The 24,943-nt window shown below is 71.8% G+C and carries 20 protein-coding genes; 15 read left to right on the top strand and 5 right to left on the bottom strand.

What is annotated here, in order from left to right; all coding sequences use genetic code 11:
* Nucleotides 1-3 precede the first annotated feature (3 nt).
* The 3 genes from pntB (at nucleotide 4) to ACIRG6_RS13350 (ending at nucleotide 3,420) form a co-directional block, all read left to right on the top strand.
* Nucleotides 4-1,470, top strand: a complete 1,467-nt coding sequence (gene pntB, locus ACIRG6_RS13360; protein ID WP_364681415.1) for a Re/Si-specific NAD(P)(+) transhydrogenase subunit beta — start codon at nucleotides 4-6, stop codon at nucleotides 1,468-1,470.
* A 206-nt stretch (nucleotides 1,471-1,676) separates the two neighbouring features.
* Nucleotides 1,677-3,089, top strand: a complete 1,413-nt coding sequence (locus ACIRG6_RS13355) for a DEAD/DEAH box helicase (protein ID WP_403322533.1) — start codon at nucleotides 1,677-1,679, stop codon at nucleotides 3,087-3,089.
* Nucleotides 3,090-3,177: 88 nt separating this feature from the next.
* Nucleotides 3,178-3,420 (top strand): DUF5302 domain-containing protein, encoded by a 243-nt coding sequence (locus ACIRG6_RS13350; RefSeq protein WP_350720322.1) that lies wholly within the window; start codon nucleotides 3,178-3,180, stop codon nucleotides 3,418-3,420.
* A 142-nt stretch (nucleotides 3,421-3,562) separates the two neighbouring features.
* Here the strand turns inward: ACIRG6_RS13350 and ACIRG6_RS13345 are convergent, their stop codons facing one another.
* On the bottom strand, nucleotides 3,563-4,129 hold the full coding sequence (locus ACIRG6_RS13345; RefSeq protein ID WP_350720325.1) for a DUF6328 family protein: 567 nt from the start codon (nucleotides 4,127-4,129) through the stop codon (nucleotides 3,563-3,565).
* Between the two features lie 336 nt (nucleotides 4,130-4,465).
* Between ACIRG6_RS13345 and ACIRG6_RS13340 the strand changes: the two genes are divergently transcribed.
* From ACIRG6_RS13340 to metC, 8 genes are all read left to right on the top strand, one after another.
* Nucleotides 4,466-6,298: a glycoside hydrolase family 15 protein gene (locus ACIRG6_RS13340; protein WP_403322530.1), complete on the top strand. Its 1,833-nt coding sequence runs from the start codon at nucleotides 4,466-4,468 to the stop codon at nucleotides 6,296-6,298.
* Between the two features lie 300 nt (nucleotides 6,299-6,598).
* Nucleotides 6,599-7,126 carry a protease inhibitor I42 family protein gene (locus tag ACIRG6_RS13335; protein ID WP_403322527.1) on the top strand — a complete coding sequence of 176 codons (528 nt, stop codon included), beginning with the start codon at nucleotides 6,599-6,601 and terminating at the stop codon, nucleotides 7,124-7,126.
* 643 nt (nucleotides 7,127-7,769) lie between these two features.
* The gene (locus tag ACIRG6_RS13330; RefSeq protein WP_364681422.1) at nucleotides 7,770-8,990 is read left to right on the top strand and encodes an ATP-grasp domain-containing protein; all 1,221 of its coding nucleotides are present in this window, start codon (nucleotides 7,770-7,772) and stop codon (nucleotides 8,988-8,990) included.
* A 100-nt stretch (nucleotides 8,991-9,090) separates the two neighbouring features.
* Entirely contained in the window at nucleotides 9,091-10,332 is a 1,242-nt protein-coding gene (locus ACIRG6_RS13325; RefSeq protein WP_364821890.1) for a radical SAM protein, read from the top strand.
* A 21-nt stretch (nucleotides 10,333-10,353) separates the two neighbouring features.
* Nucleotides 10,354-11,571, top strand: coding sequence for an ATP-grasp domain-containing protein (locus tag ACIRG6_RS13320; protein WP_403322525.1), 1,218 nt, complete (start codon nucleotides 10,354-10,356; stop codon nucleotides 11,569-11,571).
* On the top strand, nucleotides 11,568-11,735 hold the full coding sequence (locus ACIRG6_RS13315; RefSeq protein ID WP_403322523.1) for a hypothetical protein: 168 nt from the start codon (nucleotides 11,568-11,570) through the stop codon (nucleotides 11,733-11,735). Before ACIRG6_RS13320 ends, ACIRG6_RS13315 begins: the two co-directional genes overlap by 4 nt.
* A complete protein-coding gene (locus ACIRG6_RS13310; RefSeq protein WP_403322521.1) occupies nucleotides 11,732-12,994 on the top strand; it encodes an MFS transporter in 1,263 nt (420 codons plus the stop codon). The genes ACIRG6_RS13315 and ACIRG6_RS13310 overlap by 4 nt, the downstream gene beginning before the upstream one ends.
* On the top strand, nucleotides 12,991-14,205 hold the full coding sequence (gene metC / locus ACIRG6_RS13305) for a cystathionine beta-lyase (protein ID WP_403322518.1): 1,215 nt from the start codon (nucleotides 12,991-12,993) through the stop codon (nucleotides 14,203-14,205). Before ACIRG6_RS13310 ends, metC begins: the two co-directional genes overlap by 4 nt.
* A 120-nt stretch (nucleotides 14,206-14,325) precedes the next feature.
* Here the strand turns inward: metC and ACIRG6_RS13300 are convergent, their stop codons facing one another.
* The 3 genes from ACIRG6_RS13300 to ACIRG6_RS13290 form a co-directional block, all read right to left on the bottom strand.
* Complete coding sequence (locus tag ACIRG6_RS13300; protein ID WP_403322516.1) at nucleotides 14,326-15,873, bottom strand: 3-hydroxyacyl-CoA dehydrogenase; 1,548 nt, start codon at nucleotides 15,871-15,873, stop codon at nucleotides 14,326-14,328.
* Nucleotides 15,874-15,943: 70 nt separating this feature from the next.
* Nucleotides 15,944-16,720 (bottom strand): CoA-transferase subunit beta, encoded by a 777-nt coding sequence (locus tag ACIRG6_RS13295; protein ID WP_364681434.1) that lies wholly within the window; start codon nucleotides 16,718-16,720, stop codon nucleotides 15,944-15,946.
* 26 nt (nucleotides 16,721-16,746) lie between these two features.
* On the bottom strand, nucleotides 16,747-17,664 hold the full coding sequence (locus ACIRG6_RS13290; protein WP_403323110.1) for a CoA transferase subunit A: 918 nt from the start codon (nucleotides 17,662-17,664) through the stop codon (nucleotides 16,747-16,749).
* Between the two features lie 152 nt (nucleotides 17,665-17,816).
* On the opposite strand from ACIRG6_RS13290, the gene ACIRG6_RS13285 reads away from it, so the two are divergent.
* The 4 genes from ACIRG6_RS13285 (at nucleotide 17,817) to ACIRG6_RS13270 (ending at nucleotide 22,031) form a co-directional block, all read left to right on the top strand.
* Nucleotides 17,817-18,719, top strand: a complete 903-nt coding sequence (locus ACIRG6_RS13285) for a LysR family transcriptional regulator (RefSeq protein WP_403323107.1) — start codon at nucleotides 17,817-17,819, stop codon at nucleotides 18,717-18,719.
* A gap of 103 nt (nucleotides 18,720-18,822) precedes the next feature.
* Nucleotides 18,823-20,061, top strand: coding sequence for an acetyl-CoA C-acetyltransferase (locus ACIRG6_RS13280; protein WP_364821880.1), 1,239 nt, complete (start codon nucleotides 18,823-18,825; stop codon nucleotides 20,059-20,061).
* Nucleotides 20,062-20,195: 134 nt separating this feature from the next.
* Complete coding sequence (locus ACIRG6_RS13275) at nucleotides 20,196-21,542, top strand: MFS transporter (protein ID WP_403322514.1); 1,347 nt, start codon at nucleotides 20,196-20,198, stop codon at nucleotides 21,540-21,542.
* 30 nt (nucleotides 21,543-21,572) lie between these two features.
* Complete coding sequence (locus ACIRG6_RS13270; protein WP_403322513.1) at nucleotides 21,573-22,031, top strand: MaoC family dehydratase; 459 nt, start codon at nucleotides 21,573-21,575, stop codon at nucleotides 22,029-22,031.
* A 382-nt stretch (nucleotides 22,032-22,413) separates the two neighbouring features.
* Here ACIRG6_RS13270 and ACIRG6_RS13265 read toward each other — a convergent pair whose 3' ends face one another.
* Complete coding sequence (locus tag ACIRG6_RS13265) at nucleotides 22,414-24,591, bottom strand: FUSC family protein (protein ID WP_364821877.1); 2,178 nt, start codon at nucleotides 24,589-24,591, stop codon at nucleotides 22,414-22,416.
* Between the last annotated feature and the right edge of the window lie 352 nt (nucleotides 24,592-24,943).

Raw genomic sequence — 24,943 nt, 5'->3', positions numbered from 1 at the left:
CGGATGACCTCCATGACGGCCTCTCACGCTGCCGACCTGGTCGCCGCCCTGTTGTTCATCCTCAGCCTGGCCGGCCTGTCCCAGCACCGCACCTCGCGCGCCGGCGTCGTCCACGGCATCGCCGGCATGGCCCTCGCCCTGGCCGCCACGGTCGTGGTGGCGGCGCAGAGCATCACCGCCGGGGCGGTGGCCCTGATCGTGCTGGCGATGGTGCTCGGCGCGGCGCTCGGCCTGTGGCGGGCACGGCGCGTCGAGATGACGCAGATGCCCGAACTCATCGCGGTACTGCACAGCTTCGTCGGCCTCGCCGCGGTGCTGGTGGGCTGGAACAGCTACCTGGAGGTGGAGGCGCACGGCACGGCGCAGACCCGGATCGGTGCCGACCTGCTGGGCATCCACCACGCCGAGGTGTTCATCGGCATCTTCATCGGCGCCGTCACCTTCACCGGCTCGATCGTCGCCTTCCTGAAGCTCTCGGCGCGCATCGCGTCCCGTCCGCTGATGCTGCCGGGCAAGAACGCGCTGAACGTCGGCGCCCTGGGCGTCTTCGTCGCGCTGACGGTGTGGTTCACGATCAGCCCCGGCCTGCCGCTGATGATCGCGGTGACCGTGCTGGCCCTGGCGCTCGGCTGGCACCTGGTCGCCTCGATCGGCGGCGGCGACATGCCCGTCGTCGTCTCGATGCTCAACAGCTACTCCGGCTGGGCCGCGGCAGCGGCGGGCTTCCTGCTCGACAACAACCTGCTCATCGTCACGGGCGCACTGGTCGGCTCCTCCGGCGCCTATCTGTCCTACATCATGTGCAAGGCGATGAACCGCTCCTTCCTCTCCGTCATCGCGGGCGGTTTCGGCATCGAGGCACCGTCCGGCCGCGACGAGGAGCAGGGCGAGCACCGCGAGGTGCGGGCCGAGGAGGCGGCCGAGATGCTCGCCCGGGCCACCTCGGTGATCATCACCCCCGGATACGGCATGGCCGTCGCCCAGGCCCAGCACCCGGTCGCGGAGCTGACGCGGCGGCTGCGGGAGCGGGGCGTGGAGGTCCGCTTCGGCGTCCACCCCGTCGCGGGGCGCCTGCCGGGGCACATGAACGTGCTGCTGGCCGAAGCCAAGGTGCCCTACGACATCGTCCTGGAACTGGACGAGATCAACGACGACTTCGCGGACACCTCCGTCGTCCTGGTCATCGGCGCGAACGACACCGTCAACCCGGCGGCGGCCGAGGACCCGGCCAGCCCGATCGCCGGCATGCCGGTGCTGCGGGTCTGGGAGGCGGAACACGTCATCGTCTTCAAGCGCTCCATGGCCTCCGGCTACGCGGGCGTACAGAACCCGCTCTTCTTCCGCGAGAACAGCAGCATGCTCTTCGGCGACGCCAAGCTGAGCGTCGAGGAGATCCTGCACGCGCTCGGCTCGAACGACGACCACGGGCCGGCCCCGGGCACGCGTCGGGCCACGCCGGTCCGCGGCTGACGTGAGGGCGGTCACCGGCCCGGCCGGTGGCCGCCCGCGGGGAGGGGAGATCGGGATCACGGCGTGCTGTCGTGCCCTGTGTTAGTGTCATGCGTTTGCGTGGTCGTCGCGGTGGGCGATTCTGCACGTTCGGTTCCGCTTGTGCGCGGGCTGTTCGATCCTGCCGGGCCTTCCTCGGTACGTTCCCCTGCGGAAGGCTGTTCACGATGCATCCCGACGACTCCGGCACCGCTCACGGCGGTCCCGCCCAGCCCGGTGTCACGACCCCGGCGCTGCCCCCGGCCGTCTCCTTCGCCGGCCTGGAACTGCCGGGCGAGGTGCTGCGGACGCTGAGCCGACTCGAGGTGCGCGAACCCTTCCCGATCCAGGCCGCCACACTTCCCGATGCCCTGAAGGGGCGCGATGTCCTGGGCAGGGGGCGCACCGGATCGGGCAAGACGCTCGCCTTCGGCCTGCCGCTGCTGACCCGCACGGCCGGCCGGCGCGCCGAACCGAAGCAGCCCCTCGCGCTGATCCTGGTGCCGACCCGGGAACTGGCCCAGCAGGTCACCGAGGCGCTGGCGCCGTACGCCGAGGCACTGCGGCTGCGGATGGCCACGGTCGTCGGCGGCATGTCGATCGGCCGGCAGATCGCCGCGCTGCGCGAGGGAGCCGAGGTGGTCGTCGCCACCCCGGGACGCCTGCACGACCTGACCGAGCGCAACGCCTGCCGCCTGGGACGGGTGAGGATCACCGTGCTGGACGAGGCCGACCAGATGTGCGACCTGGGATTCCTGCCGCAGGTGGTCGACGTGCTCGACCAGGTGCACCCCGACGGTCAGCGGATGCTGTTCTCGGCCACGCTGGACCGCGACGTCGACCAGCTCGTCCGCGGCTACCTCCACGACCCCGTCGTCCACTCGGTCGACCCGTCCGCGGGCGCCGTCTCGACGATGGAGCACCACGTCCTGGTCGTCCACGGCCCCGACCGCTACGCCGTCACCACGGAGATCGCCGCCCGCGACGGCCGCGTCCTGCTCTTCCTCGACACCAAGCACGCCGTCGACCAGCTCACCCGGCATCTGCGGGCCAGCGGGGTGCACGCCGGGGCGCTGCACAGCGGCAAGTCCCAGCCACAGCGCACGCGGACCCTGGCGCAGTTCAAGAACGGCCAGATCACCGTCCTGGTGGCGACCAACGTCGCGGCCCGTGGCCTGCACGTCGACGACCTCGATCTCGTGGTCAACGTCGACCCGCCCACCGACCCCAAGGACTATGTGCACCGGGCGGGCCGCACCGCCCGTGCCGGTGAGTCCGGCAGCGTGGTCACGCTCGTGCTGTCCGGCCAGCGCCGCGAGACGAGCCGGATGCTGGCCGGGGCCGGCATCGAGCCGACCGTCACCAAGGTGCGTTCTGGCGAGGCTCAGCTGAGCCGGATCACCGGCGCCAAGGCTCCCTCCGGCACCCCGCTCGACGGCGGGCCCCCCGCCCCCCGGCCCAAGAACAACAACGCGCCGTTCCGCGGCCTCGGCACCAGCAAGGACCCCTCCCGCGGCGCCGGCGGCAAGTCCCGGAAGGCCGGCGAGGCCCGCAAGCTCGCCGAGGCCCGCAAGGCCGCCCTGGTGCGTCGCCACGGCTGAAACGCAGCGGGATGAGGTCACCGGCGCCCCGCACCGCGCCCGGCATGGCAAGCTGTGCTTGCCCCACCCCCGAACCCAGGAGGTCACCATGACCGCAGAGCCCGCATCGACGGAAGGTTCGGAGCCGGCCGCCGCCGAGACGTCCCCTCTGACGCCGGACAGCGACGGCAACTACGACCTCAAGCGCAAGTTCCGCGAAGCCCTGGCGCGCAAGCGCGGTGCGCAGGCGGACGCCGCCGACATGGCCGCCAACCCCGACGCGTCGAAGGTGCGCGCGGCGCACGGCCCGGCCGCGAGCCAGCGGTCGTTCCGGCGCAAGAGCGGTGGCTGAGCCCACCGGTCCCGGGACCCGGGCGCTTCACCGGCACTCCGCGCGCTCCTGACCCGCGCGCCCCGTGCAGTGGCCCGCGACGTGCGTATCCGACTGCGCACGTCGCGGGCGAGGCGTGAGCGAAGGCATCGCCCGCGACCGGCTACGCGTCGTCGGCGGGGGAGCGCCGAGCGGCGCGACGGCGCAGGTGCAGCGGCAGCACGTACCAGCACAGACCGAACCAGAGCATGACACCGGCGGCGAGCGTTTCGGCGAGGACGCCGGGGATCACGAAACGCAGAATCAGCAGCAGCGTGCAGCCGATGGTCAGCGCGAGCAGGACCATCCCGCACATCATCAAGCGGCCGGCGGCCTCCACCACGTCGTCCTTCATGCGCTGACCGGACAGGAAGCGGTGGATGGACACGGGCGCTATGAGCGATCCCGTCGCCGAGGCCCCCAGGACCACGGTGGTGACGTAGATGACGCGGTCCACCGTTCCCAGTTCCCGGAACAGCGGGGTGAAGGCCACGCTCAGCAGGAAGCCGAAGAGGATCTGCACGCCGGTCTGGGTGACCCGCGTCTCCTGAAGGATCTCGTTCCAGCGGCGGTTCACCCGCTCGCGCGGCGACTCCGGGGCCTCGGCACCGGAGCCCGGGCCGTGGCCGTCGTGATGTGCGCAGCAAGCGGTCTTCTCCCGGAGCTCGGCCGACTGCTCCGCTGTGGTCATGGCACCTCCCGATCGCAGGCCGACCGTCTGCCCCGTCCGGCCTTCTTCATGCAGGTGCTGGCGCACGACCACCATGTCCGTGCCCTGCGGCGAAGCCGGCCCGATCCCCGCCGAGGACAGCGGCCGGTGGCTGCCGGGAGGGGCGGGTGGCCATGTCCGCGATCTTGAGGGCGCGCGGTGCCCCAGGGCCGGTGGATGATCCCGACCGGAAGCTGCTGTTCGAATAAATGTTGGAGGTGGTGCTTCGCATCGCTGTCATGAGATTCGGGTCGAACTATCATGAAGGGGGCTTTTCGAGCCCGCACCTGCCCGTGGCCTGATGGTAGGGAGGCCGGCATGGAGTTCGGGAACGGATCCGGGGGAGTGGACGGCTCACGCTATCTGCCGATCTCCGAGCATGGTCTGATCGGTGATCTCCGTACCACCGCGCTCGTGGGGACGAACGGCACGATCGACTGGTACTGCTGCCCACGTTTCGACGCCCCCAGCGTGTTCGCGTCGATCCTCGACGCCGACCGGGGCGGATCGTGGGAGCTGGCCGCCGACGTGCCGGCGCGGACGCGGCAGTTCTACTTCCCCGACACCAATGTGCTGATCACGCGGTTCTACGCCGCCGACGGGGTCGCGGAGATCCAGGACTTCATGCCGGTCTTCGACGAATCCCGCGAGGCGTCCCGGCACCGGCTGATCCGGCGGGTGATCTGCGTCCGGGGCACCCTGCCGTTCCGGGCCCGGGTCGCACCCCGCTTCGGCTACGCCGCGGAACCGCACACCGTGCGCGTGCAGGCCCACGAAGCAGTCTTCGAGTCCCCTTCCCTGTCGCTGGCGCTGTCCTCCACCGCGCCGCTGGAAGCCGACAGGAGGGACGTCACGTCGCACTTCAAACTCCTCGAAGGCGAGTCCGTGGTGTTCGCCCTCGACCGGACCACCGATGACCTCCGCCCGCGGGCATGCCCGCGCGCCGAGGCCGAGGAGCAGTTCGAGGCGACGGTCCGGTTCTGGAGCCGCTGGCTGAGCCGCTCGCGCTACCGCGGCCGCTGGCGGGAGATGGTGAACCGGTCCGCCTTGACGCTGAAGCTGCTCACCTACGTGCCGACGGGTGCGATCCTCGCCGCCCCGACGACGAGCCTGCCCGAGCGGATCGGCGGCGAGCGCAACTGGGACTACCGGTACGTGTGGGTCCGCGACGCCGCGTTCTGCGTCTACGCGATGCTCCGCCTGGGATTCACCTCGGAGGCCGAGGCGTTCATGGGCTTCCTGTCCGAGCGGTGCATCGAGCCGGGAGCCGGTCCGGCCGGTCCGCTGCAGATCATGTACGGCATCGACGGCCGCACCGAGCTGCCCGAATCCGAGCTGCTCCACCTCGAAGGGCACCTGGGATCCACTCCGGTGCGGGTGGGGAACGCCGCCACCGGGCAGCTCCAACTGGACATCTACGGGGCGATGATCGACTCCGTGTACCTGTACGACAAGTGGGGGAAGCCCATCAGCAGTGCGCACTGGGACGAGGTCGGTTCCGTGGTGGACTGGCTCTGCGACCACTGGGACCAGGCTGACGAGGGAGTCTGGGAGACCCGGGGCGGCCGGAGGAACTTCGTCTACTCACGGCTGATGTGCTGGGTCGCGATCGAACGGGCGATCCGGATGGCCAACCGGCGCGGCCTGCCCGCCGATCTCGCCCGCTGGCAGCGGAGCCGGGACGCGATCTACCGGCAGATCATGAGCCAGGGCTGGTCGGCACAGCGCGGAGCGTTCGTCCAGGATCTGGGCAGTGACGTGCTCGATGCCTCCGTGCTGATGATGCCGATGGCCAAGTTCATCGCGCCCACCGACCCCAAGTGGCTCTCCACCCTCGACGCGCTCACGGAGGAACTGGTCTCCGACTCGCTGGTCTACCGCTACGACCCGCAGGCCAGCCCTGACGGCCTGGCCGGTTCCGAGGGCACGTTCTCGATCTGCTCCTTCTGGTACGTCGAGGCGCTCACCCGCGCCGGACGCCTGGAGGAAGCCCGGCTGGCCTTCGAGAAGATGCTCACCTACGCCAATCACGTGGGCCTCTACGCCGAGGAGATCGGCCGGAGCGGAGAACAACTCGGCAACTTCCCCCAGGCGTTCACCCACCTCTCGCTGATCAGTGCCGCATTCAACCTCGACCGCGCCCTCGGCTGAGCACGACGGGAAGGCAGCCATCGAGCGACCCAGCCGGGCGCGCCCCCTGGTCCGGGTGATCTGCACGGCCCGGTGGACGGGTGCGGGGTGTGGAGCCTCTACTACGACACCGCTCAACTTCGCTTTTGGCTCCGCCGTCGAGTCCGGCACGACCTGCTCCGACGGCGATGCCGGCCACGGCGCCGCGTCGGCGCCGGTGTCGGCGCCGGCGTGGGGAGGGCGTCCACGCGATGACCGTCATCGCCCAGCAGGGTGACATGCTCCAGGTGTACAACTCCCCCATGGGCAAGGCTTCCAGCAATGATCTCCCCCACGCGTACAGCGTCTGTCTTTCCCGGTAGCAGGGGCGGTGCCGCCGTCGCGGCGGCCGCGTTCCTCGCTCTCACCACGGGCTGCGGCCCGGGCACCGGCGAACCGGCCGGCTCCGAGGGCACCTCGGGCCGCCCGGTGAACGACACCAGCATCACCGCCGAGCCGGGCGAGCGCTTCACGCTCACCGTCGACCAGAACGCCTCCACCCGCGAGTACTGGTACCTGGTCGACCCCGCGCCCGACAGCTCGGTACTCGTCAGCCGCGGCCGGGACCACGCGTCGGACTCCGGCGAAGAGCCGCTGCCCGGTGCCGGGGGCCGGCTCACCTTCACCTTCGAGGCCAAGGGCAAGGGAACCACCCGGTTCACGCTGCTGCACTGCACCTTCACCACCTGCCAGGGCAACACCTCCACGCGGCCCCCCGGGACGACAGCCCCCTCCGCCACCCCGGCCACGGGATCGGCCACCCCCTCCCAGGCCCCCGAGCGCATCACCTACACCGTCACCGTCGCCTGAGCCGCAGCCGGCCCGGTCGGACGAGTCGCCTTCCTCGCCGACACCGTGCGCGCCCGCGGACTCGCCCGCCCCGCGCGGCTGCCCGAGCCCCTGCCCCGCCGGGAGGCGGCCGCCCTCGTAGGCGAGTGGCTGGTGGCCGGCACCGAACCCGCGGGCGGCACCGCCGCCGACGACACAGCGGCCGCCTGGCTGCACGCGTCGCGACTCCTCGAACTCGGGCGGTTGCTCGTCGCGCGGCTCCCAGGAAAAGGCTGTGAGCGGATAGTGGCGGGGTGTTGTCGCGGCCCCGCTGCGCCGGCCTGAATCGCCGCCGCGCGGCGCTCCCTGCCGACTATTGACCAGAAACCGCCGACGACCGGCACGTCGTACAGCGGCTTTTGTGAACGGAATGTTTCCTGGCGGCCGAAACTTGGCCGGAATGATGTGGCGGGGGGCGTCCGTTGGCGGCCTGGCTCGGTGCGCGCCTCGGCCGTACGAGGGGTCGGACATGCCCAGCGGATGCGGGCAGTTGCCAGGTCAGGCATGGTCGCGAGGCTCGATCGTCACTGTGCGTGAGCCTGTTGACATCCTCTGAGCGCGCTTGCATTGTCTTGCTGACCGCGTCGACCGAACGAGCAGTCGGGTGCGGCAGGGGGAGGAAGAAGTGGACGCAGTGAGTACGGGCGGGCCGGACGAGGACTGTCCGAGGGACACGGACGACGACTCCGTTCTCGTGATCATCGGCGCCAACCCGACCGTGGCAAGGGCGGCGGCGTCTCTGCCCGGCGAGCTGATCCACGTCCAGCAGCCCGGTGCCCCTGCCCTCGACCCGGGCACCCGGGTCCTGACGGCCGACTTCCGGGACCTGCCCGCTTTCCTGGCCTTCACCGACGAGGTGCTGCGCCCGCTGCGGCCCACCGCCGTCGTCTCGCTCACCGAGTTCGGCCTGAAGCCGGCCGCCCTGGCCGCCCGCCGGCTCGGCGTCACCGGCGTGGACCCGGCCGTCGTCCGCGTCACCCGCGACAAGCTGGCCATGCGGCGCGTCCTGGAGCGCGAGGCACCGCATCTGAACCCGGCCTTCGCGGCGGGGGACGACACCGAGGCGGTGGACCGGCTGTTCGCCGCCTACGGGCGGGTCATCGCCAAGCCGGTCGACGGGGTCGGCAGCGCCTCCATCGCCCTGATGGAGAGCGTCGACGCGCTCCCGGCGGACCGCCGTACGGCCGCCACCCTGTACGAACAGTTCGCCGAGGGCCGGGAGTTCAGCGTCGAGGCCCTCTCCACGGGCGGGCGGCACACGGTCGTCGGCATCGCCGAGAAGGGCACCGCGGACGGCTTCGTCGAGGTCAGCCACATGATGCCGCCGCCCTCCCTGGACCCGCGACGTCAGGAGCTGGTCGCCCGCGCGGTCGGTGAACTCCTCGACGCCCTCGGGCTCACCGACGGCCCCAGCCACACCGAGGTCATGGTCGACGGCGACAAGATCGTCGTCATCGAGACCCACACCCGGCTCGGCGGCGACGGCATCGCGGACCTGGTCCGGCTCACGACCGGAGTCGAGTGGCGACGCGCCGCCCTGGGCTGGGCGATCGGCGCGGGGGTCCGCCGCAGCGCCGCCACGGCGGCCGCGGCCGCCACCGTCTTCCTCACCGCCCCGCCCGGGCGCGTCACGGCCGTCGCGCCGCCGCCGGCCCTCGCCCACGGCCGGATCGACGCCTGGGAACTCTCCGTCCGGCCCGGCGACGAGGTCCGCCCGATGCGTTCCTCCGCCGACCGGCTCGGCATGGCCGTCCTGACCGCGGCCGGCACCGAAGCCTGTGCGGCGGCCGTCGCGGAACTCACCGCACGGACGGTGGTCACCACCGCGCCCGAGCCGCACCTCTGACGCGCGACCGCACCGCGGCACCGCGTCTCCTGGAGCACCTTCCGCTCCGTTCTGCCTGCTTGCCTCATTCCCGACGACCACACCACACCGGGGGGACCACATGACCGTCAAAAACGCGCCGATTTCCTACGATTTCCACGGCGATGTCCCGTTCTCCACGCCCTTCAAGGACATCAAGCCCGACGACATCCACATCTACCTCGACCTCGACACCAAGGTCGGCAAGAACACCTGCGGCCAGAAGTGCGCGCACTGCTGGTTCGTCAACTACGAGAAGGTCTACGACAAGTCCTTCGCCATGGAGGAAGGCCCCCGCATCCTGGAGGGCCTGCAGTCGCACGGGTACCACGTGTACCCGCGCTACGTGGACAGCTTCGCCTACGACGGCGAGTTCATGAACCTCTACGGACCGGCCAACAACCGCGAGTTCCGCCAGGAGCTGGACCACACACCGACCGCCACGATGGAGAAGGGCGACGCCTGGACCAGCGGACGCCCCCTGCTCGCCGACAACTGGCGGGAACTCCTCGACCGGGCGGTGGAGAACGGCTACGGCACCATCTCCATCACCTACCACGGCGTGATCGACGAGAACCTCGAGGTCACCGATCACAAGACGTACCCCATCAAGGGCGTCTTCTCCGGCGCGGACACCGAGGAGGTGCTGCGCCGCATCGCCGAGTACAACAAGGGCGTCGCCCCCGAGGACGCGTTCCGCGTCAACATCGGCGTCACCGTCGGACGTCACAACCACGGCCGCACCTCCCTGGAGCGCTACGCCCACTACTTCAACAAGCTGGGCGTGGCCACCGTCCGCTTCAACAACTTCACCGACCACGGCAACCGCCACCCCGAGCTGCGGCTGAGCCGCCAGGAGGTCGAGCAGGCGTACCGCGACTTCAAGTGGCTCCACGAGACGATCCCGCTCGGCTTCCAGCTCGGCGTCAGCGAGGACTTCGGCACGTTCGGCATCAAGGCCATGGGCTTCCCCGGCCACGTCGGCTGGTGCCGGGCCGGTCGTCAGCTCTTCGCCGCCATCCCCGCGCCGGAGGAGGTGCTCTCCGAGGGCCCCGATGGCCGCCGCGAGAAGATCGGCGACGTCGTCGGCTGTGTTAACACCTTCGAACCGCACCTCGGCATCCTGACCCGCACCGTCACCACCGGCGGCACCACGTACGACGTGGAGTTCGACCACGAGGAGATCGAGGCGTTCACCGCCAAGCGGATGTCCGGCACGTACAAGGACGGCTGCTTCGCCACCGAGCTGTCCGAGGAACTCGGCCTGATCTCCCGGGTCCCGGAGCGGCGCCGGCTGCCGCTCCTCACCGACTCCGCCTCCTGAACCGAGAGAAAGACCCCAGCAATGCGCCACATCCTCGTCTTCGCCAAGACGCCGTATGCCAAGACCCCGTACGACCAGTGGCTGGCCGGCTCGGGGATCGTCCCGGTCGTCGTGACCGCGCGTGAGTACGCGGAGAGCTACTCCCATCTCCCGCACGTGCACGCCTTCGACGCGTACGACACCAACCAGCTGGTCGAGAAGACCGCGCTGCGGCTGGCCCGCGAGTTCGCGGTCGAGGCGGTCTTCGCCCGGGCCGAGGCCGATGTCGTACGCGCCGCCCAGCTGCGGGAGCTGCTCGGTCTGCCGGGACAGCACACCGCGAGCGCGCTGGCCTTCCGCGACAAGGTCGTGATGAAGGACCATCTCGCGGGCGGTCCCGTCGACGTGCCGGCCTACCGCCGGCTCGACTCGGCCTACACCGCCCTCGAATTCGTCGCCGAGCACGGCTACCCGGTCGTGATCAAGCCGGTGTCCGAGTCGGGCTCGCTGGGCGCGGCGATCATCCGCGACGAGGCGGAGCTGGACGCCTACCTGGCCAGTCCGTGGCGGGGGAGCAGCGAGATCGAGGTGTTCGTTCCCGGGCAGATGTACCACGTGGACGGGCTGGTGGCCGACGGGGAGGTCGTCTTCGTCCACCCCTTCCGCTACCTCAACGACTGTCTGTCGTTCCGGAGCAACGACTGGGTGGCCAACCTGCCGCTCACCCGGCAGGATCCCGAGTACGACCGGCTGGTCAAGGCGGCGCGGGCGGTGCTGGCCGAGCTGCCGACGCCGCCGCACACCGCCTTCCACGCCGAGTTCTGGATCACGCCGGACGACCGGCTGGTCTTCTGCGAGATCGCCAGCCGCACCGGCGGAGGCATGATCAGCGCGCTGGTCCGGCAGGCGTTCGGGATGGACCTGGACAAGGCGTGGCTGTACGCCGAGTGCGGCCTGACCCCGACGCCGGCCACCCACGGGTACCGGCCCGCAGGCGCCCTGTGCATCCCGCCGCAGAACGGGGTGCTGGAGCGGCTGCCCACGGCGGCCGAGCAGCCCGAGTGCGTCCGTGAGGTGATGGTCACCGGGACCGCCGGCCAGGAGTTCCACGGCGGCGTGAAGTCCGGGCTGTTCCTGGCCGGTTACGTGGTCGGTGGCGACAGCGAGGAGGAGGTGGCCGCCAATCTCGAACGCGTGGCGGGCTGGTTCTCCGACACCTCCCGGTGGCGGCCGGCCCCGTCCTCGGGAGGTATCGCGTGAATGCGCCGGCGCCCACGGGAACCGACGCCGTCGGCCCGCCCGGCCCGCCCGGCCCGCCGGTCCGGGCCGGCCACCGCGAACTCGCCGTGTACGACGGTTCCCGGAGCGAGTGGGGCCTGCCCTCGGAACGCCCCGTGGCCACCGGCGAGAGCGACGCGCCGTGAGCGGGGGACGCGCCGGTGGCGGACTCACCGCGAGGTACCGGACGTTCACCGGTCTGCCGTCCGGGCTCAAGGCCCTGATCGTCCTGTCGTTCGTCGTCGCGCTGGGCAGTTACATGGTCACCCCGTTCATCGGGGTGCTCATGGTCGAGGCCGTCCACCTGGACATCCGCGTGGCCGGGGTCCTGGTGGCGGTGGCCACCTTCATCCAGTTCGGCGGCAGCATCCTCGGCGGCGCGGTCGTGGACCGGCTCGGGCTCAAGCGGACCATGGTGTTCGCGCTCGCCCTGCGCACTGCCGGCCTGGTGCTGCTCGGGGTGGCCGTCAAGGTGCCCTGGGCGGCGTACCCGGCCGTCGTCCTCGTGGCGGGCGGCCCCGCGCTGTACCTCCCGGCGAACAAGGCGTACATCGTCACCAGCGTCTCCGACGAGCTGCGACCGCTGTTCCTCGGGGTGAGCAGCGCCGCGCTCAATGCCGGTATGGGCCTCGGCCCGCTGCTGGCCGCGCTGCTGGTCGACGCCGACCCGATGGCACTGCTCATCGGTCTCGCCGCGCTCTTCGCGCTGATCACCGTGGCCCACCAGATCACCCTGAAGCAGGCCGAGCGCCGGCCGGCCGCGGCGCCGGAGACGGCCGGGGAGGAAGGGCCCACCGGGAAGTGGGCGGCGCTGCGGGGAGCGCTGCGCCCGGTCCTGTTCACCGCGCTCGCCTACTACCTGTACTTCTTCTTCCAGAGCTTCATAGGTCTGTACGCGGCCGGGGTGTCCGACATCCAGGCGCTGGGCTGGGTCATGCTGCTCAACTGCGCCATGGTGGTGGTGCTCCAGCCGGTGCTCGCCGACCGTATCGCCCGGGCCGACTACCGCCTGCTGATGGCCGGTTCGTTCGCCGTGATGGCGGCCGGCATGGCGGTCATGGCCCTCGGTGGCACCCCGGCCCTGCTGGGCGGCACCGCGCTGTTCACCATGGGGGAGATCTTCCTCTTCCTCCGCTGCGACCTGGAACTCGTCGACCTCCTGCCGCGCAACGCCGCGTTCGCCTTCGGGGTGCAGCGGCTCACGGGCGGAGTCGGTGGACTCCTCGCCGGTGTCGTCGGCGGATTCGTCTTCGCCCACTACAAGTCCGCCGGGCACCTGGGCACGTTCTGGCTCGTGGTGGGGGCTCAGTGCGCGATCGCGGCACTGCTCGCCCTGGCGCTCGGCCGCTACCGGCAGCCCGCCGTGCCCGAACCGCCGCTGCCCGAACCGGCGGTGGGCCGGTGAACGAGCCCGTCGACTCGCCGGAGACACGGTACGTCCACGCCGGTTCGGACCCACGTCGGCAGGGCGGCTACGTCAACCCGCCCGTGCACCACGCCTCCACGGTCCTCTACCGGGACGTGGCCGAGATGGACGCCTCCCAGGCCGACCCGCTCAAGCGCGGCGGCCCGGTCTACGGCCGTTTCGGCACGCCCACCACCCGCGCCTTCGAGGAGGCACTGACCGAACTGGAGGGCGGCCACGCCGCGGTGGTGACGTGCTCCGGCCTCGCGGCGATCACCACGACGATCCTCGCGTACGTCCAGGCCGGCGACCACATCCTCGTCAGCGACTCGGTGTATCTGCCGACCCGGAAGTTCTGCGACTCGCTCGCCACGCTGGGGGTGGAGACCGAGTACTACAGTCCGACCGCGGACGGCGCCGCGATCGCCCGGCTGATCCGCCCCCGGACACGGCTGCTGTACCTCGAGTCCCCGGGCTCCACCACCTTCGAGGTGCAGGACATCCCGGCGCTCACCGCCGTCTGCCGGGCCCGCGGGGTGGCCACCGTCGCCGACAACACCTGGGCCACACCCGTGTACCACCGCCCGCTGGCACTGGGCGCGGGCGTGGACGCCGTGGTGCACTCCGCGACCAAGTACCTGACGGGCCACGCGGACAGCATCCTCGGGGCGGTCGTCTGCACCGAGGAGAGCTACCCGCTCGTCCGGGGGGCGGCGATGCGGCTCGGCCAGTGCGCGAGCGCCGACGACGCCTACCTGGGCCTGCGCGGACTGCGCACCCTCGGGGTGCGCCTGGCCCGCCACCACGAACAGGGACGGGAACTGGCCCGCTGGATCGCGGAACAGGAAGGTGTGGCGGCGGTCCTGCACCCCGCACTGCCCGGGGACCCCGGCCACGATCTGTGGCGCCGCGACTTCACCGGCGCGACCGGCCTGTTCGGGGTGGAACTCGATCCGTCCTTCGGCAAACCGCACATCGACGCGATGCTGGACCAGCTGCGCCTCTTCGGTCTCGGCCACAGCTACGGCGGCTACGAGAGCCTCGTCGTCCCCGCCGACCCCGTCTCCCGTCGACTGCCCGGGACGTGGGCGGGCCGCGGCCCCCTGATCCGGGTGCACGTCGGCTTCGAGGCCCTGGCCGACCTGAAGGAGGACCTGAGGGCGGGGTTCGCGGCCCTCCTGCGCGGACGCGTGTCGCACCGGATCACTTAGAAGGCTCGCGGAGGCTCCGGGGGTCCCGTCCCCCGCCGCGCGGGCGGTGGGGGACACCGGGCACGTCGACGATCCGGCGTGCCCGAGACGCGGCTCCCTGAGAAACGGAGACTTCCGCCGTCACCGGCCGGTGCAGTCGGCGGGCGACGTGCCCGGCGCCGCCAGGGGGAGACCGAGCTGGGCGCGCTCGGTGAGCCACCGGGTCGGGCGGTGCCGCGGGTCGCCGGTCGTGGCGTGCAGGGCCCGCTGGAGATCCAGCATCCGGGCGGCGCCGATCCGGTCACCCCAGGACAGCGGCCCGACGGGGTAGCCGAGTCCGGTCCTCACGGCCAGGTCGATGTCCGCCGGGGCGGCGAGCGAGCGCTCCGCGATCGAGGAGGCGACCGACACCACGGAGGCCAGCAGCCGCTGTGCCACTGAGCCCGCCGTGTCCCGCACCACCGACACGGCGTACGGCTCCTCACCGTCCGCCGCCCGGGCCAGGACCGCACGCGCGTCCCGCGCGGCGGACGGATCGGCCGCAGGTGTCACCGCGAGCACCCGGCGCCGGCCCCCCGCGGGCAGCGGGTCCACCCCGAAGGTGCGTCCGGCGGGCAGACCCAGCGCGGCCACGGCGGAGGCCACCGTGGCGCCCCAGACCGGAACCAGCACCACCGCGTCACCGGACGGCTCCGGGCCGTCCTCCACGGTCGCCCCGGCGGCGGCCAGCGCCTCCCGCAGCGCGGCCGCGGACGGCGAGTCCGTCTCCGTCACGAACACGGGCCGGTCCGCGTCGCCCGTCACCGGCGGCTCGGCGACGGAGGCGGGGGCTGGAGCATCGGGGCCGTAGGCGTACCAGCCCCGGTCCGTCTTCCGGCCGTGCAGGCCCGCGGTCACCCGGTTCGGGGTGAGATAGGAGGGGCGCAGGCGGTCCTCGTGCCGGAAGCCCTCCCAGATCGAGTCGATCACCGCGGCCGTGACGTCGAGCCCCGTGAGATCCATCAGCTCGAACGGACCCATCCGCAGCCCCAGCACGTCCCGGGCGATCCGGTCGATGTCCACCGGTTCGGCAACCGACTCCTCCAGCAGCGCCAGCGCCTCCGTGACCAGGCCCCGGCCGGCGTGGTTGACCAGGAAGCCCGGCGTGTCCGCGACCGTGACCGCGCGGTGGCCGCAGCCCTCCACCAGCGCGGTGAGGGCCGGCGGGATGTCCGGCCGGGTCGCCGCACCCGGCACCACCTCGACGATCTTCATCAGCGGCACGGGATTGAAGAAGTGCAGCCCCACGAGCCGGCTCGGGTCGTCCAGGGTGGCGGCGATCCGGGTCACGGACAGGGACGAGGTGTTGGTGGCGAAGACGGCGGAGGCGGGCAGGACCTGCTCCAGTTTCCCGAACACCTCGGCCTTGGTGTCCAGGTCCTCCCGTACGGCTTCGACGACCAGTTCGACGTCCGGGCCGGGGACCCACGGGTCGTCCAGCGGGACCAGCCGCTCCAGGACGGACGCGCGGTCCCCGGTGGACATCCGGCCCTTGTCCACCGCCCGTTCCAGCATGGACCGTACGAAGTCCACGGCCGCTGCGACGGCCTCCCGCCGGACGTCGCACAGCTCCACGGTGTGTCCGGCGGACGCAGCCCACTGGGCGATACCGCGGCCCATGGCTCCGGCACCGACGATCCTGATGCGCATGGCGATTACGGTCCTCTCGTAGGTGCGGAACGTGCGGTAGGGGCTCGGGGAACCGGAAAGGCGAGTCGGCTCAGCGGAGGTAGACGCGGTTGGGGTCCACGTCCTCCCGCAGCAGCCGCAGCTCCGCCGCGGTCGGCGGCTCCACGGTCTCCACGGAGCCGTCCACCTTCAGCTCCCAGCCGGTGGCCTCGCGGACCTGGTCGACCGTCACACCGGGGTGGACGGCGATGAGCCGCAGTTCCTCCCCGATGCCCTCACGGGCGAGGATGCCCAGTTCGGTGATGACCCGGGTGACGCCGACGCCCAGAGGGCGGATGCCCTCCGCCAGCGCCCGGTCCGGTCCGGGGGTGGTGCAGAAGTCCAGGGTCTCGGTGAAGGAGCGCGGAGTGTGGCGGCGCATCACCACGAAGACCTCACGGGAGTTGGCCATCACCTCGATCGCGCCGCCGGAGCCCGGCAGCCGCACGTCCGGGCGCTCCCAGTCCCCGATCACGGAGGTGTTGAGGTTGCCCCAGCGGTCGATCTGGGCGGCTCCCAGGAAACCGACGTCGATGTGGCCGCCCTGCAGCACATATCCGAACAGCGCCGGCATCGACAGCACCGCCTCCGCGCCCGAGACGAGGACGGCGTCGGCGATGGTCTCCGGCAGGTGCGACGGGTGCGCGCCGCAGACCCCGGACTCGTACACGACCTCGATCTGCGGCGCGACGGTCAGATGGGCCAGCTCGGCGGCGAGCGTCGGCAGCCCGATGCCGGCGAACACCGTCCGCCGGGAGGCCAGCTCACGGGAGGCGACGACGGAGAGCAGCTCCGAGGACGTGACCGCCTCGGGTGCGGTGAGCGTCACGGTCTCTTTCCTTTCCCGCGGCGTGCTCACAGCCGCCGCCCGTAGTTCACCGGTTCGCTGAGCGCCTCGCCGACCGCGAGCCCCGCCCAGTACTCCTCGCCCAGCTTCGCGGCGTACTCGGCGTGGTCGGCCGTTCCGTACACCCACTCGTCCAGCCACTCCCGCAGCCGCTCCGGGTCCGCGCTGATGTGGGACCAGGCACGGTAGAAGGCGTTGTCGCGGTCGTAGTAGCCCTGTGCGAAGGACGGGTGCGCGCCGCGCGGGCAGACGACGACGGCGTCGACGGCGTGTGCCGGGATCAGCGTCCGGTTGGGATCCGAGCGGACCACCTCCTCGTCGACGACCTCCTCGACCACGACGATGGCCCTGTCCGCCGCGTACACCGCCTCCGCCTGGATGCCGGTCAACCCCCAGATCTGGGTGTTGCCCAGGCGGTCCGCCCGCTGGGCGTGGACGATCGTGACGTCCGGATTGACCGGCGGGACGACGTAGATCTGCTCGGGTTCGCCGTCCGGCCCCGGATAGGGAGACGTCACCTTGCGCAGATCGTCGTTGACGCCCGGCAGGTCGCTGCCGCCGTAGCTGCGCAGCGGATAGAAGGGGAGCCGCTGCGCACCGGCCAGGTAGCGGCAGACCATCCCGTAGTGGCTGTACTCCTCGAAGGCCAGCGGCGCCGGGTCGGCGCGCTCGATCCTGCGCCGCAGCTCACCGAGCGAACCGGCCGAGGAGTTGCCGACGAAGGAGGAGACCAGCCGTGAGACACAGCCGGCGGCGATCATCTGGTCCACCACGATGTCCGCCGTCATCCGTACGACGGTGAGGTCACGGCGGCGCTGACGGATGATCTCGTGCCCGGCGGCGGTGGGGATCAGATGGGTGAAGCCTTCGATGCCGACGGTGGCGCCGTCGTGCACGAAGGTGGCGACGGCCTCCCTCATCGACATGACTTTGCCGGCCCCGTCGGCCGTTTGCGTCCGTTCCACGGTGCTCCTCGGCGAGTGCGTGCGGTCGCCCTACCGTGGCAGCAGCTATTGAGTGCTGTCCAATACCAAATTAAGGTCCCATTAAGACGACACTCCGAAGAATGGGTTCTCCGATGGAACTGCGTCATCTCACGGCGTTCACCGCGGTGGCCGAGGAGCTGCACTTCGGCCGGGCCGCCAAGCGGCTGCAGATGGCCCAGCCCCCGCTCAGCCAGCAGGTCCGCCAGCTCGAGAAGGAGCTCGGCGTCCAGCTCTTCGAGCGCAACACCCGCTCGGTACGGCTCACCAGCGAGGGGGAGACCTTCCTCGGACCCGTCCGGGCCGTGCTGGAGGACCTCGACACCGCGGTGCGAGCGGTCAAGGCCGCGGGGCGGGGGGAGTGCGGCCGGGTCACCATCGGCTTCGCCGGCGCCTCCAGCCACGAGACGCTGCCCCACCTGACCCGGGCCGTGCGGGCCGCCCACCCCGGGCTGGAGCTGGTCATGAAGGGGCAGACGTATGCCAACGTCGCCCTGTCCCGGGTCGCCGACGGATCCCTCGATCTGGGGTTCGTCCGTCTCCCGGTGACCCAGCCGGGGGTGGCCTACCGGGTGATCGACGAGGAGGAGCTGCTGTGCGCTCTGCCCTCCGACCACCGGCTGGCCGGACTCGAGAGCATCCCGATCGCGATCCTCGCCGACGAACCCTTCGTCTCCTTCCCCGCGAACGCCGGCTCCACGGTGCGCGACGCGATGGTCCAGGTCTGCGAGTCGGCCGGCTTCAACCCGCGGGTGGTGCAGGAGGCCCCCGACTCGTACACGATCCTGGCCCTCGTCGCGGCGGGTGTCGGTGTCACACTCACCGTCTCCTCCGTCCGGCACATCCAGCAGGGCGGGCTCGTCTACCGGCCCCTGGCCGGCCCTCCGGTCCGGCGGCAGGCCGCGCTCGCCTGGCGCGCCGACAATCCGTCCGCCGCTCTGCGGACCGTACTCGCGGTGGCCGAGGAGGCCCTGCCGACGCCTTCCCCGGCCCGTTGAGACGGGAGACGAATCAATAGGAGGCCAACTCGATATTGGACCGACTCAGTGGTCGGGTGCGAAGGTCGCCCCACACACCCGAGCCGCCGAAAGGTGTTCCGCCGTGCCCGACCCCTCGGACGACCCCTCGGACGTCGTCATCTGCGAACCGCTGCGCACCCCGATCGGGCGTTTCGGCGGAGTCTTCGCCCAGCAGACACCCGCGGCGCTCGCCGCACGCGTCGTCGCGGAGGTGGTCGCCCGCACAGGAATCGACCCGAGCCGGGTCGACGAGGTGATCCTCGGACACGCGTACCCCACGTCCGAGGCCCCGGCCATCGGCCGCGTCGCCGCCCTGGACGCAGGGCTCCCCGACACCGTCACCGGCCTCCAGACCGACCGCCGCTGCGGCTCGGGACTGCAAGCCGTCCTCGACGCCGCCCTGCAGATCCGGGCGGGCTTCAGCGAGGTCGTCATCGCGGGCGGCGTCGACGTGATGAGCGCCGCCCCCTACTACACGCACGACGGCCGCTGGGGCATCAAGGGCCCCGGCCTCCAGCTCCACGACGCACTGGCCCGCGGCCGGGTCACCGCGGGCGGCGTCCACCATCCCGTCCCCGGCGGCATGATCGAGACCGCGGAGAACCTGCGCCGCGCCTACTCCATCAGCCGCGCCGACCAGGACGCACTCGCCCTGCGCTCCCAGATGCGAGCCGCCCGCGCCATGACGGAGGGGCGCTACGACGCGGAGACGGTCCCCGTCACCGTACGCACACGCAAGGGCGAGACGGTGGTGACCGCCGACGAGCACCCCCGCCCCGACACGACCGCCGGCCAACTCGCGGCACTGCGCCCGATCATGGGCGAGAGCGACCCGGAGGCGACCGTAACCGCGGGCAACGCCAGCGGTCAGAACGACGCGGCCGCCGCCTGCCTGGTCACCAGCGCCGCCACCGCCGCAAGGCTCGGCCTCACCCCGCTGGTCCGTCTCGTGTCCTTCGCCCGGGCCGGTGTCCCCGCCGCCACCATGGGCATCGGGCCGGTCCCGGCCACCCACGCCGCCCTCGGCCGCGCCGGGCTCACCCTCGCCGACATCGACCTCATCGAGATCAACGAGGCGTTCGCCGCCCAGGTCCTGGCCTGCACCCGGGAGCTCGGCCTCGGCGAGAAGGACCACGAGCAGCGGATCAACGTCAACGGCTCCGGAGTCTCGCTCGGCCACCCGGTCGGCGCCACCGGTGCCCGCATCCTCGCCACCCTCGCCCACGAGATGCACCGCAGCCGGGCCCGCTACGGCCTGGAGACCATGTGCATCGGCGGCGGCCAGGGCCTCGCCGCGGTCTTCGAGCGCGTCACCGCCTGAGGACACCCCCCCCCGCAGCCGTTTCCCTTCCGCGCCGCCGTCCCCGTACCACTCGCGCGGCGCAGGGCGTCCCGGGCGACGCCCGGTCAGTCATCCCCATCCGCTTGATGAACGATGTTCACAGGGAGCCACCCATGAGTGCGTCCACCGCCACCGCACGCGAGAAGACGAAAGCCGCCAACCGCGCGGGATTCGGAGCCTTCATCGGTTCGACCATCGAGTGGTTCGACTTCTACATCTACGGCACCGCGGCGGCACTCGTCTTCGACAAGGTGTTCTTCCCCGAGCTCGGAGGCGCCGTAGGCACCCTGGTCGCCTTCGCCACCTTCTGGGTCGGCTTCCTCGCCCGCCCCATCGGCGGCATCGTCTTCGGCCACTACGGCGACCGCCTCGGCCGCAAGAAGACCCTCGTCATCACCCTGCTGATGATGGGGCTCTCCACCACCGCGATCGGTCTGCTCCCGGACTACGGGTCCATCGGCATCGCCGCCCCGATCCTCCTGGTCTGCATCCGCATGATCCAGGGCATCGGTCTCGGCGGTGAATGGGGCGGCTCCGTGCTGATCGCCTCCGAACACGCCCCCAAGGGCAAATCGGTGCTGTACGGGGCGTTCGCCCAGCAGGGCTCGCCCGTCGGCAACACCCTCTCCACCCTGAGCTTCCTGGCCATCAGCCAACTGCCCGACGACGCCTTCGTCGCCTGGGGCTGGCGGGTGCCCTTCCTCGCCTCCGCCGCGCTCGTCATGGTCGGCCTGCTGGTCCGGCTGAAGGTCGCCGAGTCCCCGGCCATGGCCAAGCTGATCGAGAAGAAGGAAGTCGTCAGGCTTCCGCTCTCCGAGGTACTGCGCAGCCACCCCATGCTGATCGTCCTCGGCATCGGCGCCTGCACCATCGGCCTGTCGGCGACCTACTTCAAGTCGACGTTCGCCCTGTCCTGGGCCACCAGCTCGCTCGGATTCGACCGCAGTTCCTTCCTCACGATCATCCTGGTCGCCAACATCACCCAGATCGTCGTCCAGCCCTTCGGCGCGGTCATGGCCACCAGGATGAAGAGCTGGTCCCGCGCCGTGCTCGTGATGCTGGTGCCCGAACTGGTCCTGATGCCACTGATGTTCGTCCTCATCGGCACCGAGAACTACGGCCTGGCGATGCTCGGTGTCTCCGTCGCCACCATCCCGCACTGCCTGTACTACGCCGCCCTCGCCGGCATGCTCGCGAGCCGCTTCCCCGCCCACCTGCGCTACACCGGAATCTCACTCTGCTACCAGCTGTGCGGCACGCTGCTGGGCGGCACGACGCCGATCATCGGCCAGTTCCTGCTCAACCGGACCGGCTCCGTCACCGCGGTCATCGCCTACGCCGTCTTCCAGGTGGCACTCACCCTGGGCTGCATGCTCCTGCTGCTCAGGCGTCCCGACCACGACGAGCAGGCCGCAGGCCCCGCCGTCGCCGAGTCCCGCACCGCCCCCGTCAGCGCCTGACCGTCCCACACGCAGAACGGAGTACCGCCCATGCCCCTGACCGTGCACGGCATCCCGGAGATCCTCGCCCTCGGCGGACGCGACCTCGGGCACTCGGGCTGGAAGGAGGTCACCCAGGAACTCATCGACGCCTACGCCTACGTCTCCGGGGACCACCAGTGGATCCACACCGACGTGGCGCGCGCCGCGGACGGCCCGTACGGGCGCACCATCGCACACGGCTACATGGTCCTGAGCTGGGGCATCCCGATGTTCGGCGAGCTGCTCCAGGTGACCGGGGTGGGGCGCGCACTCAACTACGGCGTCAACCGCGTCAGGTACCCGGCACCCGTCCCCGTCGGCAGCCGCGTCCGGCTGCGCGCCTCGGTCGGCGAGGTCAAGGAGGTCGCCCGGGGCGGGGTGCAGATGACGCGGGCGTTCACCTTCGAACTGGAGGGGTCGCAGAAACCGGCCTGCGTCGCGGAGTCACTGACCCACTTCTGTCCCTGAGCGGCCGACGCCGCGACGCGCACGCGTGGGCCCGCCGTGGAGGCAAGGCGTGATCACGACTTGCGCCCGGAAGGTCCGCTACGGGGCCCGACAGCTCGCCCACGGCACGGGCCCCGTCCTCGGGGGCTGCTCAAGTGCGGCGACTGTGCCGAGCCGATCCGCCCGCCGCCGCGACCCGACCATCACCCCCGCCCACGGCCCCTCGTACGGAAGGACGGCTCGGTCGCACGCGGCTCGCCGTCCTTCCCGCCGAGGAAAGGAACCACCGCCGACAACCGCTCGTGCCCGCCGTCGAAACGGCGTCAGCGCCAGCACCCCGGATGGGCCGAATCCTCGGATGGGAACAGCGGCGTACGCGGCGCTCCCCGTGGCCGACTTTTCGTCACTCACCCCGGTGCGCGGGTCCCGACCCGTCACCTTCCGCCGCCACGGCGGCCCGCACCCGCTGCTCCTCGCGAGCAGAGCCGACGTCCCGTTCCAGGGGGGTGCGGCTCACGGCCGTCGCGAGGTCTTCCAAGGCCCGTTTCTGCAGTTCCGCCTCGCGTCGCACGACCGGGCTCCGGTTGCCGGCGGCGGTGTCCTCCCAAGCGTGGAGCGCCTCCTCCATGCGCCCCCAGTCCGGATTCCTGTGCTCGCGCACGTCCACCGCTGCCTTGGCGGTGTCCGCCTCCAGAGCCTCGGCGAACCGCTCCGCCTCCGGGACGGAACGGCCGTCGGCCCGCGGGACGTGGCTCTCCATGAGCATCGCCGCCCGGCCGAAACCCTTGAGCGCCTCCTGCGCCTCCTGCGCCTCACGCGACGTCAGACCCCTGGGGCGCACCGGTTCCTGCCGTGCCCGGTCGTATGCCTCCTGCCAGGCGGCACGTGCCTCCCTGCTCGCCAGCAGGGCCCTGCGCATATCGACGTGATGCTCGCGGGTCGGTTCGGCGTAGTCCCGGAGCACCGCGGCCGCGTAGCGGCCGTCGGCGGCGAGCCAGTCCGCAAGCCGGCCCGGCAGCCGGGGCGTCTCCCACGCGGGGAACACCACGTACGCCAGCATGGCCAGGGCCCCGCCGAGCAGGGTGAGCACCACCCGCTCCGGGACCGTCTGCTCCCATGCCTGGCCGCCCATGCCGAGCAGGAAGACGACGTACGCGGCGGTGAAGCACTGCGAGTAGGCGTAGCCGGTACGGTTCAGCGTGTACGACAGACCCGCCGAGACCACCGCCAGCGCGCCGAACACATGGGCGTCCGGGCCCAGGGCCCGGACCATCCCGGTGGCGAGCGCGACCCCCGCCAGGGTCCCGGCGAGACGGGCCACCGCACGCGCGTACGTCCGGTGGAAGTCCGGCCGCATCACCATCACCGAGGCGATGGGCGCCCAGTAGCCGTGGCCCAGCGGGAGCCGGGTGGCGATCAGATAGCCGAGCGTGGCCACCGCCGCCAGGCGGACGGCGTGCCGGAACACGGGCGAGTCCCGGCGGAGCTCACGGCGGACCGCCCGGGCGACGACCGGGACCAGCCTGAGCATGGTCGGGCGCACCAGGAACCGGGCACGGGCGGGGCCGGGCGGCGTGGGCGTCCTCCCGCGCGCGCCGCCGCTCCCGGCGATCTCCAATGCCTCGCCGAGCAGTTCCACGAGCCGCTCGGCGGCTTGCCGCGCGGGGCCCTCCAGCACCTCGTGCTCCTCGTCGACGCGCAGGACGTCCATGCTCGCGGGCCGCACCTCGGCGGGAGCGCCGCGGCGGATCGAACGGGCGGCCGCATCCAGAACGTCGGCGGCCGCGTCGAGCAACTCCCGCGCGCGGTCCCGCCCGGGTCCCTCCGCCGGGGCTCCCACGTCCGGGTCGGCGAGCGCGGCGACGACCGGCCGAATGCGCTCGGCCAGTCCCCGGGGGCCGTGCAGGACGGAGGGGCGGGTGCGGGCCTGTGACGGCGTCACGGCGGCCGCGTCCCGGGCCGTCATCAGCGGTTCCGGGTCGAACGGGGCGGTCGGGTCGTGCCGCAACCGGCGGGCGTAGTCCGCCACGGCGGCCAGGGCGTCGGCGAGCGCGTCACGATGCGCCCCCCAACGCCGGATCGGGAACAGGTAGATCAGCACGGCCTGCGTCACGCCCCCGAGCGCGATGACCCCGGCGTGCTCCAGGGCGCGCCCGACGCTCGTGGGCAGGGTGATGGTCACCAGCATGCTGCCCACGGTCGTCGCTGCGACGATCCCGGCGGTCGATCCGACGGCCCAGGCCATTCCCGCGGCAAAGGCCCATACCGCCAGCAGTGGGAGGAACGTCGCGAGTCGCCCCGCCGCCAGGTAGCCCACGAAGGTGCTGAGCGCCAGACCCGCGCCCGCGCCGAGCGCGATCACCTTGCGTGGACGCCAGGTGCGCTGGAAGGTTGCCCCGCCCGCGGAGTAGGCGCCGAGGGCGGCGGACGCGGCGTACGCAGGGGAGATCAGCCACAGCGTCGGCCCGACGACGAGCGCCACCCCCGCGGCCGTGCGCAGCGCGAGCAGGGGCTCCAGCCGCGTCTCCTCGACGGTGAGCCCGGATCGCACGACCTCACCGAAGGCACGCAGCCACGTCACGGGTGTCCGCCTGACCGGAACGCCCCGCCGGGTCGCGTCGGTGGCCTGGTCGAGGTGCGGCAGCCGTCGGTCACAGAAGCCTCCCACGCGGCCCGCGAACTGGCCGGCGGCCGCAGCCGCTGGACGGGGTGCCGCCACGGCGGACACTGCTGAGCGTCCGCCGTCCGTCCCCCGGGCCGGAGCGCGGACGATCGCTGTTGCAGATCGCCACCCGTCCCCCGGACCGGTCCGGGGGACACAGGCGGGGCGGTGGCCGCGGTTCTCTTACCGCTTGTGGCCGTTGCCGTGTCCGTCGGGGTGCAGGACCACTTTGGTCCAGCCCTCGTCACGGGCGTCGAAGTGCTCGTAGGCG

Source organism: Streptomyces flaveolus (genome assembly GCF_044765825.1).
GTDB classification, from domain to species: domain Bacteria; phylum Actinomycetota; class Actinomycetes; order Streptomycetales; family Streptomycetaceae; genus Streptomyces; species Streptomyces flaveolus.
The sequence above is the reverse complement of the archived record's forward strand: the minus strand, read 5'-3'. Positions and strand labels throughout refer to the sequence as shown.